The organism is Bradyrhizobium sp. WBOS07 (genome assembly GCF_024585165.1).
Classification (GTDB): Bacteria; Pseudomonadota; Alphaproteobacteria; order Rhizobiales; family Xanthobacteraceae; genus Bradyrhizobium; species Bradyrhizobium japonicum_B.
Genome location: NZ_CP029008.1, coordinates 5,174,718 through 5,193,827 on the forward strand (window position 1 = coordinate 5,174,718; position 19,110 = coordinate 5,193,827).

Here is a 19,110-nt window from a genome sequence, read left to right on the forward strand (position 1 = left end):
GTCATGCAGGAGATGGCGCCGCCCGGGTCTACAAGATTGATCAGATCGCTGACGCTCACGCACGCGGTGCTGTACGGGCTCGGCGTGACGATCGGTGCCGGAATCTACGTCCTGGTGGGAGCGGCCGCCGCGCGGAGCGGAATGCATGCACCTCTGGCGTTCCTCGCTGCGGCGGTCGTGATGGGCGTGACGGCCGGGAGCTTTGCCGAACTTGGCACGCGACTGCCGGTTGCGGCGAGCGAGGCCGCCTATGTCCAGGCCGCGTTTCATCGAAAATGGCTCAGCGGTGCCACGGGGCTGCTCGTGGTGGCCGCAGCGACGATCTCCGGCGCGACCATCACCGTTGGCAGCGCCGGCTACATCAGCGTGTTCGTGCCGCTGCCCGCCAGCTGGATCATCGCCGGCGTCGTGCTTGCGATGGGCGCGGTCGCCTGCCTGTCCGCGGTTCAGTCCATCAGCTTCGCCGGCTTGATGACGGTAGTGGAGATCGGAGGATTGGTGCTCATTGTCGGCGCCGGGCTGTTTCAGGGCGACGCCCTGGTGTCCCGGCTGCCCGAACTGTTGGCTCCCCTGAGCGATAAAGCGGCGTGGTCCGGGATCGCACAGACGTCGCTGCTCGCCGTGTTTGCATTCATCGGGTTCGAGCACCTCGTGAACATCTCCGAGGAAATGAAGAATCCGTCCCGGACTCTGCCTTGGGCGCTCTTCATCACCTTGGGCGTGACGGCGTTCCTCTACATGACCGTCGCCTGGGTTGCGGTGGTCGCGGTGCCTCCGGCGGAGCTCGCGCACTCCTCGGCTCCGCTTGCACTGGTCTTTCAGCGGTTGACCGGTCTTCCGCTCTCGGTGTTGAGCGTCATTGCGATCGTTGCGACGGTCAACGGAATCATCGTTCACATGCTGATGATCGGACGCGTGCTGTACGGGCTTGCGGACCAAGGCAGCCTTCCCGCCTTTCTCGCCAGGGTGAACGCCAGAAGCGGCTCCCCGGTGGTTGCAACCCTGTTCGGCGTGGGCGCCATCCTGATCCTCGCCCTCGGCATTCCCTTGACCGGATTGGCCGAATGGACCTCACGTCTGACCCTCGGGGCTTTCGTCCTGGTCAACCTCGCGCTCCTGCGCATCAAGACGAGAGAATCAAAGCCTCCAGCCGGCGTGTTCCTCGTGCCCATCTGGGTGCCGATTGCAGGACTGTTCACAAGCGCCGCATTGCTCCTGATCGACCTCCTCGCATAGTGCGCGCTTGGGTTCGGCGAACGAAGTACGCGACGGCTGAAGCGGGGGTAGGCGTGGCGCTCCTGACCGTGCGTTGGAGCAATGCCTGAAACACTCAAGAAGAACTTAACGCTTGCGGCCTACTTTGGCCCGCCATGACTGATCAGGTCGTCCACAGCGCGGTTCAACCGCTTTCGGCACGTGCAGCGCTCCCTTGGGTCGTGGGGCTCGCCGTCTATGCCATGCTGCTGGTGGCCGGGCCGCGGCTGCTCGGTGACCCCGACAGCTATTCTCACATTGAGCTCGGACGCTGGATCATCGCACACGGCACCCTGCCGACGAGCGACCCGTTTTCGTTTTCCAGGCATGGCGCGCCCTGGATCACGTTCGAATGGCTGTCCGAGGTCGTCTATGCCGGGATATACGCGCTGTCCGGCTGGCCAGGCGTCGTCGCCATCGCGGCGGCGGCGATCGCGCTCGCCTTCGGCCTTCTCACGTTCTTCCTGCTGCGCGAGCTTTCGCCGGCCCTGACGCTGCTCATGGTGATCGCGGCCGTCGTCCTGCTGGCGCCGCACATGCTGGCACGGCCACATGTCCTGGTGCTGCCGCTGATGGTGACCTGGGCGGCTGCGCTGGTCCGCTGCATGGATCGCCGCAGCCCTCCGCCATATTGGGCCCTGCCGCTTCTGGTGCTGTGGAGCAATCTGCACGGCAGCGTGGTGCTGGCGCTTGGCCTGATTGGACCGGCGGTGCTCGAGGCATTGCTGCGCGAAGAGCGCACCCAACGGCCGCGCGTGCTGCTGCGGTGGCTGCCGTTTGTGGCCCTTGCCGTCGCCGCGTCCTGCCTGACGCCGCATGGGCCGGAACCGCTGCTGATGCCGCTGACGACGCTCGGCCTCGGCTCCGCGCTCGCCTGGATCGGAGAATGGCGGCCGCAGGACTTCAGCCACGTCAGTGGCTTCGAATTGCTGCTGCTCGCAGGCATCTTTGCGCTCTCGCGCGGCGTCACGCTGCCGGTCGTGCGGACCTTGGTGGTGATCGGCCTGCTGCATTTCGCGCTGGCGCAAATCCGCAATGCGGATCTGCTGGCCATGCTGGCGCCGCTCTATCTGGCGGCGCCGCTGGGGCGCAGGTTCGGCGGAGCGGCCGAGGATGGTGCAACGGTCGCGCCGCGCGGCCTGAATTGGGTTGGGCTCGGTGTGTTGATCGCAGTCAGCGGGGCGGCCTTGGCGCGCGACGTCCGGCCGGCTCCGGCTATCACCCCCGAGGCCGCCGTCGCCCAGGCCAACCTCGCCGAGGCGGGGCCCGTGCTCAACGATTATTCCTTCGGCGGCTATCTGATCTTTGCCGGCATTCCCACCTTCATCGACGGTCGCGGCGAATTGTACGGGGGGCCGTTCATCAACCGCTACAATCGCGCCCTGGCGCTGATCGACCTCGACGACTTTCTGAAGCTGCTCGACGAGTACAAGATCGGCGCGACGCTGCTCGCGCCGCGTACGCCGGCGGTCGCGCTGCTCGACAGGCTGCCGCAGTGGCAGCGCGTCTACAGCGACGATGTGGCGGTCGTGCACAAGCGGCGCGATACGCCGCAGCGCTAGGTTCAAGCAGTCCCGAAGGCGGCGTATTGGCCCCCGAGCCAGACGCCGCTGAGGGCGTCCTCGAGGCGCCGCGCCGGCTTGCTGTCCCAGGGCAGCAGCAGGAAATGCCGCGCGCCTATCTCGCGCAGGCCGCTGGCCGCCATCAGCTTCCGGGTCGTGCCGGCCCCGAGCAAGACGGCGTCCCGGTCGAACTCACAGCGCGCGACGGCAAGCCGCGTCAGCGGGTTGTACGGATTGTGCTCGATCACGCAGACGAGTCCCCCGGGACGCGTCACGCGGCGCATCTCGGCGATGAATTGCGCCCATTGCGCCGGCACGATGTGGTGCATCACGCAGACGGCCGTGACCAGATCGAAGCTGGCATCGGCAAACGGAAAAGTGCGGCCGTCATACTCCCGGTAGTCGACCCCGCCATTGCGGGCGCGCGCCTGCGCCAGGCTGGCCGAGGAGACGTCGATGCCGCTGAGGCGGCCGACCATGCCGTGCAGCAGCGGGTGAAGGCTGCCGACGCCGCAGCCGACGTCCAGCATGTCGGGCTTCTCGACGTCCAGCCGCTCTGTGATCAGATCGCGCAGCAGGTCGGCCTTTGCGCGCATGAAGAAATCATGCGGCAGACCCGAGAAGTCGATCGAGGACTGGACCACGTCACGGTAATTGTCGTGATAGCCGTCGAAGAGCTCGGTCATGTGCTGGACTACTCGTTGACGGCGTGGATCGCCGGCGTCGCTGCCGTCTCGTCGCGATCGAAGCCGATTCGTGCCTGCACCACATAGAGCGGACGGCGTTTCACCTCGGCATGGATGCGGCCGACATAGAGCCCCACGATGCCCGTCATCAGCATGTTGATGCCGCACAGCAGCGAGACGACGACGATCGTGGAGGACCAGCCGGTCACGAGATGACTGTCCTTGCCCAGCCACAACAGCACAACCCAGCCGCCGTAGAGCAGCGCGAGCCCGGACACCGTCAATCCGCACCAGATGGCAAGCCGCAAGGGCAGATCCGAAAAGCCGAGCGCGGCGTTCACCGCCAGCCGGACCATCTTGAACAGCGGGTATTTGGTTTCGCCCGCGACGCGCTCGAGGCGATGGAAGGCCACCTCGGCCTGTCGGAAGCCGAGCCAGGCGATCATGCCGCGCACGAAGCGATCCTGCTCCGGCATCTGCCGAAGCGCCTCCAGCACCTTGCGATCGATCAGGCGGAAGTCGCCGACATCGGCGGGGATGCCGACGGAGGACATCCTGCCGAGCATCCGGTAGAACAGATGCGCGGTCGCACGCTTGAAGCGGCTTTCGCCCTCGCGCGACAGGCGGCGGGCGTGGACGATGTCGTTGCCCGCCTTCCACTTCGCGATCAATTGCTCGATCACTTCGGGCGGATCCTGCAGATCGGCATCCATGACGATGATCGCGTCGCCTTGCGCGGCGTCCATGCCGGCGGTGATCGCGATCTGATGGCCGAAATTCCTGGACAGGCCGATGTAGCGAAAGCGCGAGTCGCGCGCGGCGAGCGCCCGCAGCACGATCGAGCTGGAATCGCTGCTGCCGTCGTCGACGAAGATCGCTTCTGCCGGCCCGTCGAGCCGGAACATGACCTGGTCGAGCCGGCGCAGCAGGACCGGCAGCACGGCTTCCTCGTTGAACACGGGGATGACGAGGCTGTAGCGGATCGATCTGGAATTGGCCGCCATGCGAGGGATTCCGACTGGGTTGCAGGGGCGGGAGTCTATAAGCCGGTGGTTAAGGTCGCCTTGCCGCAAATGTTAAGGGTCTAGCGCCCTGGACATCGGCGGAGGACGGACCGAGAGCCGGAAGCCGGTTAACCACGCTTGGGGGCGCCGGCTCGGCTCTAGGGTTTGCGGCGGATCCTGTAGAGAGCAAATCGCTGCGAGGTCTCCAGCAACTCCAGCCGCTCCGGCAGCGGATTGGCGGCCGGCGATCCCAGCACATAGAGGTAGTCGAAATCCCGGTACCAGGTGCGGACGAATGGCGGAACGTCCGCAGGTGGCTGACCCGTCGCGATCGCGGCCAGCAGGCCCGCCGGCACCGGCCCTCCATAGGGAATGGAAATCTTGCGCAAAGCCTCGCGCGGCCGCACGGGTTGCTTGCCCACCTCGGTGAACAGGTTGGGCACGAACGCGCCTGCGTAGTGCACGGCCAGCGTCGGCGCATAATACATCGGATACGAGGTGAGGTCGGCGAAGGGCGGGTCTCCATGGTCGTCCGCGCTGCCGACCAGGATGCGCGAGCCGCGATCGATCTTCTGGAACGAGGCGATGATCGCCGCGTAATCGGCGCGGTAAGGCAGCCACACCGACAGAACGACGGCGAGATTGAGCAGGATGATGCCGCTGATCCCGGCGAGCGCAGCCATCCTCCACGCCCGGCTCGGCAGCGACAGCGAGCAGAAGGCGGGCAGGATCAGAGCCGCGGCGGGAATCACGCGAAGATCGACGAACGATGTTCCGAACAGCTTCGAAGGAATGACGAAATAAAGCAGCGCAAAGCCGAACGCGAGCCAGATCCCTGAAGGCTCGAGCCTGAGGACGCCGCGTCTTGCGGCGACAAACACCCCGATTGCCAGCGCCAGCCCGGTCGCTGCCGCCGTCGTCAGATTGTAGCCGTTCATGATGCGGAGCGGCCAGACCGGCTTAAATCCCAGGAACCAGCTCGTGCCCTCGCTTCCAACTGAACCTGCAGCGACGTGCATGATCGCAAGCATCGCCAGCGCGGGGAGCGCCAGCGCGCCAAGCCGCGCGGCCGCGACGGGATAGGCGACCTGCCGTTGGCGGATGCGCGACAGCTCGAAAAGGCCAAGCGTCGCGCCGTAGATGCCGAGCGAAAAGAAATGCGCCACATAGAGCGCAGCGACGAAGATCAAATTGGCGACAAAACGCGCCGGCCATGGGCCTTCCGCCAGCATCAGATAAACGGCGATGCCCCAGAGTGCGAGGCCGAGGCCGAACTCGAAGTTCACGAAGCCCCAGCTGAACGGCAGGCAGTAGAGGAAAGCCAGCGCAGCGAAGCCGGCAAGCTGAACCCGTCCCTTCCGGACCCATTCGAGCAGCAGCGCGCCGGAAACGACCAGCAATTGGCTGAGCAGCAGAAATAGCCGTGTGGCGCTCTCGACGCTGATCAGCCGCGCCATCTGCGGGACCAGCAGATCCATGCCAAGGTTGGGATAGAATGCCCAGGCCACCTCGTAATGCGGATTGGCATCGGCGGTGCCGCTTTGGCTCAGAATGTACATGCGGGCGAGGTGATTGGGATAATCGACCATCGCGGGAATGGGGGTCAGCAGCACTGGAAGAAACGAGACGGCCGCCAGCATGGCAAGCACGGCAATCGCCACCGATCGGTCCGAGCCGGGAGCAGCCGGAATGGTCAAGGCCGGCCTGTCGGATTCGGAGGCGCAGCGGTCGCGGCCTCCGCATGGTCTCGGACATGAATCACGGCAATATCGTCCGCATAGATGCGCTTCCAGCCCTTGAGCTGGTCGAGGATCTGCGGGCCCGGCGCACCGGCGACCAGGAGCGTGGCGTCGATGGTGTACTCGTCGAGCAGGCGCGGCAGCAATTCGGGCTTCTTGCCTTCCGTCGCCTTGAAGAAGTCCACCACGAATTTCTCGCCGTAGAGCTCGGCGCGGCCGTCGACGAAGACCGGAATATCGCGGGAGATCAGATAGCCGCCGAACTGATAGGCATTGAAGATGCGCTGCACCTTGCGTTGCTCGAGCAGGTCGACCGCCGCAACCGGGGTGTGCGTCATCGTGAAGCTGAAGCGGTGGTGCGCCATGTAGAGCGACGTCGAGGTCCAGCTGGCCGCCACGATCATCAGCGCGGCTGTCGCGGTGACATAGCGGGCCGGCCAGCGATCGGCGCCCGCGCCGTCAGCCGCCGTGCGCGGGAACATCTCGCCGAGCGGCTTTGCCAGCACCAGCGGCACCAGGAACGCAAATGCCTCGATGCTCCTGACATGGGTCAGCGCGCTCCAGGTCAGGAACAGGATCAGGAATATCCGGGGCGCCGACAGCACGAGACCGCGATAATAGCCGAACGCGATCAGGCCGAGCAGGGCGCCTTCGAACGGGGTGAAGGTGGCGAAGTTCGCCGGCATCCATTCGAAGATCAGCGACAGCAGCTCGCCGAGGCCGAGGATGCTGGTCGCGCCCTGGAGCGTCCGCCAGCCGTAGGGCGTGCAGCAACTCGCGATCAGCGCGCCGATTCCGAACAGCACCCAGCGCATGAATAGTCGAAGCCGTCGTCCCTTCTCGGCATGCTCGACCGCCTCGAGCGAGATCGGGCCGATCAGCGCCAGGCCCAGCACGAAGCCGCCGTGGAGATTGGCCCAGAGTGCCATCAGCGGCAGCCAGTACCAGGACGGCGCGCTCCTGCGGTCGGCGGCCGCCATCAGCAGGCCGATCCACGCCACCATGACGGGCAGCGCCAGGATATGCGGACGCGCCAGCACGTGGTGGGCCGACAGCAGCAGCGCCAGCATCGCGAACAGCACGGCGCGTGGGGCCTCGATCCGCGTGCCGAGAAGATGGACGAAGATCGCTACCGCGAGCGCGACGCCCAGCGCCGTGAGGATGACGGGGCCTGCCCAGTCCCATTGCGCATAGGAGGAGGCGAACAGCACCTGCGACAGCCACGACGTCGAGATCCACGGCGCGCCCGTTCGCGTGAAGGAATAGAGGTCGATGGTGGGCATGGCGCGGTGATCGAGGATCCATTGCCCGATCTTGATCTGCCAGAACGTGTCGGAATCCTGCAGCCGCGTGTCGCCGAGATAGAGGAAGAGCAGATAGGCGCCGGCACCCGCGCACAGCGGCACCAGAGCCCTCGCGCGGCTCTGCACCGCGATGCCGTCGGCAAAGGAAAGGGACATGCCGCCTCGTCGTCCTGTTGTCCTTGTCGGTCGAGCATGATCCGGACCCGCAGCGCCGCGTTCGCGCAAAGTGTGGTGCGGTTTTCCGAGAGATCACGCCCGAGCAACGACGGTGAAACGCGACGAAGGATTCGGCTCGTCGCGCTTCAGTTCGAGCGGGTGGCATTGGATCACGGCGGTCATAACTTCGGGTAAATCCGCAGCGCCATGCCGGTCTCAGGTCCCGACAATTTAACAGATTGTTTTAGATTTGATTTTACCATCGGCCGACACACGCAATCCGCCCGGTGTTTACGCAGTCGAATTAACTGCGGCGCAATTCTTTGCCTCTACGTTCGGTTTCATGGTCGGCGGCGCTGGGAAGCCGGAAAGACCAGATCAGTTGTAAGCCTCGTGTACTCATTTGGAGCACTCCATGAAGAACCTCGTTGCGCGTTTCGTGAAGGATGAATCCGGCGCCACCGCCATTGAATACGGCCTGATCGCCGCCGGCATCGCGCTGGCGATTATCACCGTCGTCAACAATCTCGGCAGCACGCTGAACACCAAGTTCACCGCGATCTCGACCGGCCTCAAGTAAGCCGGACGACCTCGGAATTTCGGAGAGCCCTGTCCTTGACGGGGCTCCTTCCTTTTTTGGCGGGCTGTCCGTCGGGCCTGCCAGTTGCATGGCCTTCGCACTGTTGCGAGCCCGCTTCATGAGCTCGGTAACGAGTGCAGTTATCGATCTGACAACCCTGCACGGGCCTTTTATCTGTTTGCGGCGGCCGCTTGGGGAACGTCCCACGCGTCTGTTTCGGACTGTCGCGCCAGGCATCACGTCCTGCGAATCCCCGGGAGCCCGCGGGCTGCATCTTGGCTACTTTCGGGAAGCAGGATCCGCAGCGAGGTAGAGCGAGCAAGGCCTGATCAGCCTTCGCCTTCAGGGCTGGCGCTCCAGTCCGCTCGCCATGACGCTCCACGCATTTCCCATCTTGTCATCTCCCCTGAATAGTTGTTCAGTCCTTGCGGGACGATTTGCATCTTTGACGTGACGAAGCGTTCGGCCGCAGGGCGTGCGGCTGGCGTGTGGGACAGGAAGCGCGCCATGGTTTATCGGCGGACGCATCAAGTGGTGAAGCGCCTCGCGGCGCGGCGCAGCGCTATACTGGCGGCGGCGCGGGAGACCGCGGCGGAAGGCGGCATGGCGGCGGTGCAGATCGCGCCGGTCGCGATCCGGGCCAATGTCGCCGCCGGGACGGTCTACCGCTACTTCCCCTCCAAGGCCGAGCTGATCTCTGAACTCATTGCCGAGGTCTCCCGCGACGAGCTCGCGGCGATCCGGCGGGCGGCCGACGCCGCCCCGGGCCCGTCCTCGGCATTGGCCGCGGCCGTGACGACCGTGGCGGTCCATACCCTGTCGCAGCGCAGGCTGGCCTGGGGCATCCTGGCCGAGCCGGTCGATGTCGATGTCAGCGCCTCGCGCCTGGCCAGCCGGCGCGAGATCGCGGGCGAGATGGCCGCCCGCATCGATGCCGCGGTGCGGGCCGGTCACCTGCCGGCGCAGGACACCGCGCTCGCCGCCACCGCTTTGCTCGGCGCGCTGCATGAGGCGCTGGTCGGGCCGCTGGCGCCCGACAATCTCGACGATCCCGCCAAGTTGCGCGATGCGGTGCAGACCGTGACGCTGCTGGCGCTGCGCGCGGTCGGCGTCATGGACGCCCGCGCCCGCGGCCTGGTGGTGCAGCAGACGCTGCTTCCGACGACGAAGGCGCTGGTTGGCGCGTAAAATCGCCGCGTGAGGCAGGCGGCGGCCTGATTCCGCTCAAGCCGCTGACGTGGCAAGTCTTTTCGTGAAACCACAGCAGGTGCGCCGGACGCTCCGGCTACTGTGCATGGGGTTGTTTTTCGATTTTTTGCTTGGCGGGCCCAAGCGGACCTACATGTTCGCGTCGCCCTCGGGGCCGACCGAGGCGATGCGCACCATGTTGGTGGTGCCGGGGATGCCGAGCGGCACGCCGGCGACGATGATCACGCGCTGGCCGGCGCGGACGAAGCCGTCGCGGAACGCGATCTGGCCGGCGCGGGCGACCATGTCGTCCTGATCGCGCGCGTCCTCGGCCACCACGCAGTGCACGCCCCAGACTACAGCGAGCCGGCGGCCGGCGGTGATGTTCGGGGTGATCGCCACGATCGGCGGCTTCGGCCGCTCGCGCGCCACGCGCACCGCGGTCGAGCCCGACGAGGTCCAGCAGATCAAGGCGGGCAGGTCGAGCGTCTCGGCGATCTGCCGCGCGGCATCGGCGATGGCATCGCCCGCGGTGGCTTCCGGCGCCGGGCGCTGGGCCATGATCACCGACCGGTAGGTCGGGTCGCGCTCGACCTCCTCGCCGATGCGGTTCATGGTCGAGACCGCTTCGACCGGGAATTTTCCGGCGGCCGATTCCGCCGACAGCATGATGGCGTCGGCGCCTTCATAGACGGCGGTGGCGACGTCGGAGACTTCGGCGCGGGTCGGGACCGGCGACTGGATCATCGATTCCAGCATCTGGGTCGCGATCACCACCGGCTTGCCGGCGCGGCGCGCCATGCGCGTCATCTGCTTCTGAAGGCTCGGCACGCGCTCCAGCGGCAGCTCGACGCCGAGGTCGCCGCGCGCGACCATCAGCGCATCGGAGGCCTCGATGATGTCGGCGAGGCGGTCGATCGCCTGCGGCTTCTCGATCTTGGCCATCACGGCGGCGCGGCCGCGGATCATCTTCTTGGCTTCGAGCACGTCGTCGGCGCGCTGCACGAAGGACAGCGCGATCCAGTCGACGCCGGTGACGAGCGCCGCCTCGAGGTCGGCGCGGTCCTTCGGCGTCATCGCCGAGACCGGCAGGTCGGTGTCGGGCAGGCTGACGCCCTTGCGGTCGCTCATCTTGCCGCCGACCACGACACGCGTCACCGCGTGCTCCTTCGAGGTCTCCTCCGCGATCAGGCGCACCTTGCCGTCGTCGAGCAGCAGCGCGTGGCCGGGCCTGAGCGCGGCCAGGATCTCGGGATGGGGCAATTGGACGCGCGTGGCATCGCCCGCCGCCTTGTCGGAATCGAGCGTGAAGGTCTGGCCGTTCTGGAGCTGGACCGAGCCTTCGGCGAAGGCACCCAGCCTGAGCTTCGGGCCCTGGAGATCGACCAGGATGCCGATCGGCCGGCCGTAGCTCGACTCGACGTTGCGGATCGTCGCCACCAGCTCGCGCATCTTGTCATGCGGGGTGTGGCTCATGTTGATGCGAAACAGGTCGGCGCCGGCCTCGAACAGGCGGCGGATCATGGCGAGGTCTGACGACGCCGGTCCCAGGGTCGCGAGAATCTTGATACGGCGAAGACGCCTCATGGCTTATTTCCAGACGGGGGTGGCAGGCCGGGCGAGCCGGGGGGCGTAGCACCGGGAGGGCCATTGGGCAAACCGGGAACCCCGCCCGGGCCGACCGGGCCGGGCAGGCCGGGCACGCGCTGTTGCGCCGGCTGTTCGTTAGCGTCGGTCAGCTGCACCGTCCAGGCCCGCTGCTCGCCGGTGTCGACCTCGAAATAGCCGGTCCGGTCGTAGCCGCGCGCGAGGCAATCCTCGGTGCCGCGGATGGTGAACTCCTTGTCGCGCGAGCACATGAAGGCCTGCCCCGACCACTCGCCGCCGCGATCATAGTCGATCGCGTAGATGTAATAGTAACGGGCCACCAGCGTTCCGCGCAGCAGGGTCTCGCAGGAGCGGGAGGAGATGTTCCACCAGCCTTCGGTGGTCCAGCCCTCGGCGTCCTTGTAGCCGAGCGCAATGCCGACCCGGCTCGACGTGTTGTTGCAGAGGCGGAAATCGGCGGCGGCCGGGCTGGCGCAAAGGCACAGCCAGGCGACCATCAGCACCGGGACCAACCGGGCGAGCAGGCGAAGCGGGGGGCGGGGAGATTCGGCAATCATTGTCGCGGTAGCTATACCAGATCATTGACGATTTGGCGTAGGGCCGGGAACGGCCCCAAAGAGCGGCAGGCCAGCTTCGGGCCGGTTTGCGCCGGGATATGGCAAAATCTGTGACAGCGCCCACCTGATCCCGTAAGGGTGACCCCATCGGGGCAGGCCCAAGGGGATACAGCCATGGCAATCGACGACAAAACCAGGACCGAGCTCGAGGCGGCCGCTTTCCGGCGCCTGGTCGATCACCTGAAGACGCGGACCGACGTTCAGAACATCGACCTGATGAATCTGGCGGGCTTCTGCCGCAACTGCCTGTCCAACTGGCTCAAGGAAGCCGCCGACGCCCAAGGCGTCGCCTTGAGCAAGGACGAGAGCCGGGAGGCGGTCTACGGCATGCCCTACGAGACCTGGAAAGCGAAATACCAGGGCACGGCGACGCCGCAGCAGCTCGAGACGATGAAGAAGGTCCATCCGCATGGCCACTGAGTTCGCGAAACACCTGAGTCGCACCACACAACAGCTTTCTGCGCCCCGCAGCAGGAAGGTGTGGGCGCGCTGTGGACGAGCGCGATGCTGCCTTGAACGCAGTCGGCACCGACCCTAAGGGTTCTAGCCAGCACGCGCGGTGAGGATGCCGGCGTCACCTCGTTTTGCCAGTTCCATTGGGAGTACCTAGATGGCCACCTCCGCCGCCGTCCGCGACGACGAGCCCGCGACGAAATTTGCCAAGGACCAGCTCAAGTCCATCATCGAGCGCATCGAGCGGCTGGAGGAAGAGAAGAAGGCGATCTCCGACGACATCCGCGACGTTTATGCCGAGAGCAAGGGCAACGGCTACGACGTCAAGGCGCTGCGCACCATCGTGCGCCTGCGTAAGCAGGACCCCAACGAGCGCGCCGAGGCCGAGACGATCCTCGAGACCTATATGCAGGCGCTCGGCATGATCTGAGGCGTGTCGCCTCGAGCCCTGCTGCCCTAGCCCGGATGGAGCGCAAGCGAAATCAGGGCTTTTGCAGTGCAGGACGCATTCCCCGGGATGACGCTTGCGCTCCATCCGGGCTACAAGGCTGGCGTGTTGCACTTCGTTTGTGAACGGAGACTGCCGTGACTGCGCCACCGCTGCCGCGCGAATTGAACCGTGCCTTCGGCGCTCTTCCGGCGCCGATCGGCAAGCGGCTGCTGCAGGTGCGCGACCTGATCTTCGCGACTGCCGCTGCGGACGAGCATATCGGCCGCCTTACCGAGACCCTGAAATGGGGCGAGCCGGCTTATCTGACCGATGAGACCGGCAGCGGATCGACGATCCGGCTTGGCCGCGTCAAGGACTCTGATGCAGCCGCCATTCTCTTCAACTGCAAGACGACCCTGATCGACACGTTCCGCGAACGCTTTCCCGACCGGTTCGAATATCGGCAGACCAGGGCGCTGTTGCTGCCGGTGTCGGGCAAGCTGCCGAAACGGGAGCTATCGATCTGTCTGTCGTTGGCGCTGACCTATCATCGGGACCGGCGGGGGAAGAAGGCGCGGTAGCACCATCCGTAGCCCGGATGTAGCGCAGAGAAATCCGGACCGTCGTTGCATGCGGCATGATTCCCGGATTGCGCTTCCGGGCTACGAGAGCGAAATTCTGGAAACAGCAGCGGCGCTCAGCGCAGCGCGGCGGTGCGCACGACGAATGAGGTCGTCTGGAGCTTCGCGGTGGCGCTGCCGGAGAACGTATCGCAGGACAGGCCCTGCATCGGATCCTCGGCAAAACCCATCGCGATCACGGCGCGCGGCTTGACGAAATAGGCGCGCAGCGCCGCGGTATCGAGCTCGCCCATCAGCGTCACCGACATCGCATGGCTGGCACTCGGCGACAGCATCACGACCTTGAGCCAGACGCTCTCGCCCTTGGCGGCGGAGAGGCGCGTCGCGGTCGCGACCATACCGTCGATGCTCTTGCCGACCACCGTGTTGATTTCCGTCGCCTGAGCAAGGCTGCGCGATGCGGGGCGGGCCGAACGCGGGATCGGCGCGGAGGCGGCGACGACATTGGCGCGGTCGACCGGGGAGGCGGCCGGCGCGTAAGCCAGTGCCTGAAGAGCTGTGTTGGGCAGGCTCGCGGTTGGTTGCGGATCGGTGGCGGCGGCAAGAGCCTGGCGAGCCTTCAGCGCGGCGACCTGGGCCGGCGTCGCCTGCTGCGGCGTGGCCGGGACATCATCCCAGAAGCCGCGGGCATTGATGATGTCGGCCGGGGTCTCCGGCTTGCCGTCGACGGATTTGGCGGCAGCGGGCTTGTCAGCCACTGGCGCGGGCTTCGGCTTGGGGGGCGCAACGAGCTGCGCATCGGCCGAGGCGAGCTGGATCATGGCCATTTGCGGCTTCGCGCGCGGCGTCGGCACCGGCTCGGCGGGCTTGGCTGCGGCTGCGACGACGGTCGGTGCCGCCGGCTTCGCGGCCGGGGTGGGTGCGCCCTCGTCATCCTCGTCGCTGGCGGCCGGAGCTGCCGACTTGCCCTTGAACAGCGCGGCGAAGAAGCTCGGCTTGCTGCCGGAATCGTCGCCGCTGCCGCGGCGCTCGATCTCGGCCTTGGCGACCTCATAACCCTTCAGCGGCACGCCGTCGGTCGGCAGGTGCACGGTCTTGCCGTCCGGGAAGACGCGGGCGAGCTGGTCATGCGTCATGCGCGGCCAGTGCCGGACGCTGCCGGTGTCCAGATGCACGAAGGGCGAGCCGGAGGTCGGATAGAAGCCGACGCCGCCGCGCTGCAGGCGCAGGCCGGCGAAGCGGATCTGCTCCAGCGGCACGCCTGGGATGTAGAAGTCCATCGCATGTCCCAGCATATGCTGGCTGGAGCGCGCCACGCCGGAGGAGCGGCGGCGGAGCATGGCGTTGGTGGCGGGCGAGCGATAGGAGGAGATGATCTGGATCGGCTGCTTGCCGTCGACGTCGCGATAGACTTCCCAGAGGATGTCGAACAGGCGGCGGTCCATGACCGTCGCCTCCTGGGTGCGCCAGTCGCGCAGGAAGTGGTTGAGCTGCTTCAGCGCGGCTTCGTCGTAGCGCCCGTCACGCTTGAAGGTGACGGTGAGGTCTTCGCCGGAATGGGTGTGGTGGAAGGAGAGCGTCTTGGTCTCGTTCAGCGCGGCGGCGTCATGAACCGAGCCTGCGCCCGCAAGCAGCAATGCGGCAGTGAGGCCGATCCGCGAACCGGCCTTCACTCCCGCATGGGACAACGACAGCACAGCGAATTGGCGTGCGAGACCAGTCAGCACGTATGAGCCCACCCAGTCGACGAGCGTTCAATGGACTCTCCCGCCAACCCCGTTAGCAGTGCGAAAGAGGATGAACGCTTTCTTAAAGCGAGAAGGTTAATTCGAGGTTGACCTTCCCGCCCCCAAACCAAGTCAGAATACGATCCTAACCGGTTGACTGTGGCAAAAAAACGCCCGCTGCCAGGATGCAGGTGGAGAATGGTTAACGTTAAACGGCCCCGTCGCTGGGACGGGGCCGTTGATATCGTTGCAGGATTCGAAAAAGGCCGCCGAAACGGGCTCAGCGGGTGAACACCCGCTGCTGCTGGGGCCGGCGCCCGACCGGCGCCGGCGGCGCGGCCTGGGTCGGCGCCCCGAACAGCCGCTCGAAGAAATTCGGCCCGGACGAGCCGAAGCCCCCGCCATTGTTGGCCACCGCCACGCCTGAGGGCAGCGTCGTCGCCGGCCGCGAATAGCTGGGCTGGGAATGGGCCACGACGGCCTCGAGGTCCTTGCCGCGGTTGTTCTTCAGGACGTTGATCATGGCCGCGTCGCGGCCATAGATGTCCTTGCGGAATTGCAGCTTGCCGGCGTCATCCACGAAGGCGGTCTGATAGGTGATGTTCACCGGGATCGGGGTCGGGAATTTCAGGTCGATCTCGCTCTTGCCGTACATGCTGCGGATGCGCTCGGGCGTGTACTTCTCGTTCGGCATGACGATGTTGAGCAGCACGGAGGCGTACTGATCCGGATTCTGCACCCGCATGCAGCCATGGCTGAAGGCGCGCTCTTCCTTGGCGAACAAATGCTTGTCCGGCGTGTCGTGCTGATAGACCAGGAACTTGTTCGGGAAGTTGAAGCGGACACGGCCGAGCGCATTGGCTTCACCGGGCGGCTGCGAGATGTGCACCGAGCCATCGCGGTTCTGCTCGAGCCTGAGGCCCATGCGCTGAAGCACGGTCGGGTCCTGCTGCAAGGCCGGCAGGTATTCGTTGTAGACGATCGACGGAGGCACGTTCCAGGTCGGATTGACCGTGATGTACTTCATCGTCTCGGTCAGCAGCGGGGTTGCATGCTTGCCCGGCTTGCCGGTGACGACGCGCGTGGTCCAGACTTGCTGGCCGCGCTGCATCACCTTCAGCGTGAAATCGGGAATGTTGAGGATGACATAGGCATCGCCCAGCGCGGGTGCGCCGAGGTCGCGCGGCAGCCAGCGCCAGCGCTCCATGTTCACCAGCACCACGTCGATCTGCTTGTCGCGCTTCGGGGTGTTGAGCGCGCTGACGGTCTTGTCGTCGAGGATGCCGGTCGGCTTCATCTCGGCGCTGCTCTGGAATTTGCGCACCGCGTCGGCGACGGCGGCATCGTAGCGAGTGTCGCTGGCATTCTCGGCGAGGCCAAGCTTGGCGCGCAGCTGCGGCACGCGCGGATCTTCCACGACGATCTCGGCATGCTTCTTGGTGGCCGCCGTGTACTTCAGCGCCGGACCGTCGGCGATCTCGATCACCGGGCCGTTGCCCTGACCGCGAAGCTCCGCGAGCTTGGCCTTCAGCTGCTTGTAGAGCTTGTGCGGCGGGTTGTAGCTGTCGAGCGCTGCGGAAGCGTCCGCCGCGGTCGTGACCTTGGCGAGTACCTCGTTGGGGTCGACCGGATGCTCGGGATAAAGAATGTCGCCGCTGACCTGCGACCAGTGCATGCGGCCGCTCTGGGCATGGCGCGCATAGTCGAACATGCTGGCAGTGAGCTTGAGCTCGGCATCGGCCAGCGCATCGGGCGTGGTGGCGGCCGCAAAATCCGGCGCCGGATAATCGGCGGGATTGAGACCGTCGGAGCCGGCGTCCTTGAGCCGCGCGATCACGCCCTTGGCCGCCGCGGTGAGAGTGCCGCCTTGAGTCCAGACCGGCGCGAAATCGCGTGCGCCGTAGAACTTCTCGACCGCGGCGCGCTCGTTCTTGCGGTCAAAGTGCCGCGAGGTCTTGGCGCCGATGATATCCTTGAGCCTGTCGGCGACCGGCTGGTCGGCGGCGGGAACGTTGCTCGCGGCCTTGACCGGTTCGGCGGCCGGAGCCGCAGCGGCAGCCGGCGTTGCGGTGGCGGGCGAGTTGGCGAGCTCGGAAGGCTTGGTCTCGACCTTGTCCGGCGCGGGGGCGACGTCAGCCTTCACCGGCTCCTTCGGCTCCTTGGCGGAATCCTGAACGGTGGCGGTGGTGTCGAGCTTGATGTCGGCTGCGGTCGGGGGCGGAACGTTGGCCGGCTCGGGCCGCGGGATCGCGGCTTCGATCGCGAGCTCGGCCGCGCTGCTGCGCGCCTGGTCCTGCGCCAGGGCCGAGCTGGCCGACACCGTGAGGAAGGTGGCCGCGACCGTCATCAAGACGCGGTCAAAGCCCGCACGGTGGTTCAAACAGTTCCGCATTGTGTCGCACCCCTCGGGTGAACTGTCCCTCATGGAACAGCTTCGTTATCGCCTATTGAGCTTCGGCTAAATCGCGCCGGCCTCTCGAAAGTTGCACGCCTGCACGCAACGATTCCCACGCAGACGATATACAGGCCCCGGTTTTGCAGCCAGCGCTACCCGGGACAATTCACGCCAAACTGACTTCAAGGCAGCCTCTTGGCAACGGATTGTGCGCTGGCCCCACGCGCTTTTCCCTGTGTCTGTCACTTCCAAGTCACGGTTCAACAAGCAGTCGAATTCTGTCGTCGTGGGAACGGCTTACAGCCGCCCCTCGCATTGCCCAGCGAGGCTCAGTGCGTCTCCTCGCCGCTTTTCCCGCCATGGCCGGGAACCCCGGCTTCGTCGAGTTTGCGGTAGAGGGTGGACCGGCCGATTCTGAGGCGGCGGGCCACCTCGGACATCTGGCCGCGATAATGCGAGATCGCGAAGCGGATGATCTCGTTCTCCATGTCCTCGAGCGGGCGGACCTCGCCGGTCGGGGTCAGCATGGCGAGAGTTCCGGCGGCCGGAAGCGGCGCGATTGGTATTTCATTGCCCGACACGACGGAAGGAGTCGCTGCCGGCTCGAGCATCAGCGGGGCGGTCGGAATCTCCGTGATGGGCTGCGGCTGCGAAGCGAGCAGGGGGAAATCGCTGAGGCCGAGCTGGTCGCCGTCGCTCATCACCACGGCACGGTAGACCGCGTTCTCGAGCTGGCGGATGTTGCCGGGCCAGTCGAGCTGGGCCAGATGCGCCATCGCCTCGCCACTGATGCCGGCGATCTGGCGATTCTCCTCGGCGGCAAAGCGCGCCAGGAAATGCCGGAGCAGATGCGGGATGTCCTCGCGCCGGGCCCGGAGCGAGGGGATCGTCAGCGGCAGCACGTGCAGACGATAGAACAGGTCTTCCCGGAAGTGTCCCTGCTTCACCCGCTCCAGCAGCTTGCGATTGGTGGCCGAGACGATGCGGACGTCGACCTTGACCGGCTTGCGGCCGCCGACCGCCTCGACGGCACCCTCCTGGAGCGCGCGCAAGAGCTTGACCTGAGCGGTCAGCGGCAGCTCGCTGACCTCGTCCAGAAACAGCGTACCGCCATGGGCCTCGACGAACTTGCCCATGTGCCGCTCGGTGGCGCCGGTGAAGGCCCCCTTCTCATGGCCGAACAGGATGGATTCGACGAGGTTGTCGGGAATGGCGCCGCAATTGACGGCGACGAACGGCTTTGCCTTGCGCTCGCCGCTGCCATGGATGGCGCGCGCGAACATTTCCTTGCCGACGCCGGACTCGCCTTCGATCAGAACCGGGATCGAGGAGTTCGCCGCCTTCTGCGCGGCGCGCATGACCGGGGCCATCGCCTCGGCGCGGGTGATGATATCGGAAAAGGTCAGCCGACCCTCGCGGCTGTGCCGGATGCGCTGCAATTCGCCCTTGAGCGCGGAGACGTTGAGAGCGTTGCGCAGCGAAACCTGAAGTCGCTCCAGGCCGACCGGCTTGACCACGAAGTCGGCCGCACCAGCGCGCATCGCCGAGATCACGTTGTCGATGCCGCCATGCGCGGTTTGCACGATGACGGGGACGCTGAGGCCCGCTTCACGCATCTTGGCCAGCACGCCCATGCCGTCGAGGCCGGGCATCACGAGATCGAGGATAACGCCGTCGATGGCCGGAGCATCGGGAGCGGTGAGGGCGGCGATCGCGGCATCGCCGGAATCCACGACGACCGTCTCATAGCCGCATTTCTGCACCATGTTCTCGACCAGCCGGCGGGCTACGGCGTCGTCGTCGGCGATCAAAATACTGGCAGCCAT

The 19,110-nt window shown here is 66.0% G+C and carries 16 protein-coding genes; 7 read left to right on the plus strand and 9 right to left on the minus strand.

What is annotated here, in order from left to right:
- Window positions 1-3: 3 nt before the first annotated feature.
- Both DCM79_RS24650 and DCM79_RS24655 read left to right on the plus strand, forming a co-directional pair.
- Entirely contained in the window at window positions 4-1,236 is a 1,233-nt protein-coding gene (locus tag DCM79_RS24650) for an APC family permease (RefSeq protein WP_257176741.1), read from the plus strand.
- A gap of 134 nt (window positions 1,237-1,370) precedes the next feature.
- A complete protein-coding gene (locus DCM79_RS24655; RefSeq protein ID WP_257176742.1) occupies window positions 1,371-2,816 on the plus strand; it encodes a hypothetical protein in 1,446 nt (481 codons plus the stop codon).
- Window positions 2,817-2,818: 2 nt separating this feature from the next.
- Here DCM79_RS24655 and DCM79_RS24660 read toward each other — a convergent pair whose 3' ends face one another.
- The 4 genes from DCM79_RS24660 to DCM79_RS24675 all read right to left on the minus strand — a co-directional run bounded on the left by DCM79_RS24660 (window position 2,819) and on the right by DCM79_RS24675 (window position 7,705).
- Complete coding sequence (locus DCM79_RS24660) at window positions 2,819-3,502, minus strand: class I SAM-dependent methyltransferase (RefSeq protein WP_257176743.1); 684 nt, start codon at window positions 3,500-3,502, stop codon at window positions 2,819-2,821.
- Between the two features lie 8 nt (window positions 3,503-3,510).
- Entirely contained in the window at window positions 3,511-4,506 is a 996-nt protein-coding gene (locus tag DCM79_RS24665) for a glycosyltransferase family 2 protein (RefSeq protein ID WP_257176744.1), read from the minus strand.
- Window positions 4,507-4,664: 158 nt separating this feature from the next.
- Complete coding sequence (locus DCM79_RS24670) at window positions 4,665-6,167, minus strand: hypothetical protein (protein ID WP_257176745.1); 1,503 nt, start codon at window positions 6,165-6,167, stop codon at window positions 4,665-4,667.
- Between the two features lie 32 nt (window positions 6,168-6,199).
- Window positions 6,200-7,705 (minus strand): hypothetical protein, encoded by a 1,506-nt coding sequence (locus tag DCM79_RS24675; RefSeq protein WP_257176746.1) that lies wholly within the window; start codon window positions 7,703-7,705, stop codon window positions 6,200-6,202.
- 415 nt (window positions 7,706-8,120) lie between these two features.
- On the opposite strand from DCM79_RS24675, the gene DCM79_RS24680 reads away from it, so the two are divergent.
- Window positions 8,121-8,285, plus strand: a complete 165-nt coding sequence (locus DCM79_RS24680; RefSeq protein ID WP_126258786.1) for a Flp family type IVb pilin — start codon at window positions 8,121-8,123, stop codon at window positions 8,283-8,285.
- A 507-nt stretch (window positions 8,286-8,792) separates the two neighbouring features.
- The gene (locus tag DCM79_RS24685) at window positions 8,793-9,473 is read left to right on the plus strand and encodes a TetR/AcrR family transcriptional regulator (protein WP_257176747.1); all 681 of its coding nucleotides are present in this window, start codon (window positions 8,793-8,795) and stop codon (window positions 9,471-9,473) included.
- A 150-nt stretch (window positions 9,474-9,623) separates the two neighbouring features.
- Here DCM79_RS24685 and pyk read toward each other — a convergent pair whose 3' ends face one another.
- Window positions 9,624-11,060: a pyruvate kinase gene (gene pyk, locus DCM79_RS24690; RefSeq protein WP_257176748.1), complete on the minus strand. Its 1,437-nt coding sequence runs from the start codon at window positions 11,058-11,060 to the stop codon at window positions 9,624-9,626.
- Entirely contained in the window at window positions 11,057-11,638 is a 582-nt protein-coding gene (locus tag DCM79_RS24695; RefSeq protein ID WP_257176749.1) for a DUF1036 domain-containing protein, read from the minus strand. The genes pyk and DCM79_RS24695 overlap by 4 nt, the downstream gene beginning before the upstream one ends.
- Before the next feature lie 174 nt (window positions 11,639-11,812).
- Between DCM79_RS24695 and DCM79_RS24700 the strand changes: the two genes are divergently transcribed.
- The 3 genes from DCM79_RS24700 (at window position 11,813) to DCM79_RS24710 (ending at window position 13,162) form a co-directional block, all read left to right on the plus strand.
- Window positions 11,813-12,118, plus strand: a complete 306-nt coding sequence (locus DCM79_RS24700) for a DUF1244 domain-containing protein (RefSeq protein ID WP_257176750.1) — start codon at window positions 11,813-11,815, stop codon at window positions 12,116-12,118.
- 190 nt (window positions 12,119-12,308) lie between these two features.
- On the plus strand, window positions 12,309-12,581 hold the full coding sequence (locus DCM79_RS24705; protein WP_008546273.1) for a DUF2312 domain-containing protein: 273 nt from the start codon (window positions 12,309-12,311) through the stop codon (window positions 12,579-12,581).
- Window positions 12,582-12,736: 155 nt separating this feature from the next.
- Window positions 12,737-13,162 carry a DUF1801 domain-containing protein gene (locus DCM79_RS24710; protein ID WP_257176751.1) on the plus strand — a complete coding sequence of 142 codons (426 nt, stop codon included), beginning with the start codon at window positions 12,737-12,739 and terminating at the stop codon, window positions 13,160-13,162.
- A 116-nt stretch (window positions 13,163-13,278) separates the two neighbouring features.
- Here the strand turns inward: DCM79_RS24710 and DCM79_RS24715 are convergent, their stop codons facing one another.
- The 3 genes from DCM79_RS24715 to DCM79_RS24725 form a co-directional block, all read right to left on the minus strand.
- Window positions 13,279-14,901, minus strand: a complete 1,623-nt coding sequence (locus DCM79_RS24715; protein ID WP_257176752.1) for a DUF882 domain-containing protein — start codon at window positions 14,899-14,901, stop codon at window positions 13,279-13,281.
- A gap of 268 nt (window positions 14,902-15,169) precedes the next feature.
- The gene (locus DCM79_RS24720) at window positions 15,170-17,281 is read right to left on the minus strand and encodes a murein L,D-transpeptidase (RefSeq protein WP_257176753.1); all 2,112 of its coding nucleotides are present in this window, start codon (window positions 17,279-17,281) and stop codon (window positions 15,170-15,172) included.
- 332 nt (window positions 17,282-17,613) lie between these two features.
- Window positions 17,614-19,110: a sigma-54 dependent transcriptional regulator gene (locus DCM79_RS24725; RefSeq protein ID WP_257176754.1), complete on the minus strand. Its 1,497-nt coding sequence runs from the start codon at window positions 19,108-19,110 to the stop codon at window positions 17,614-17,616.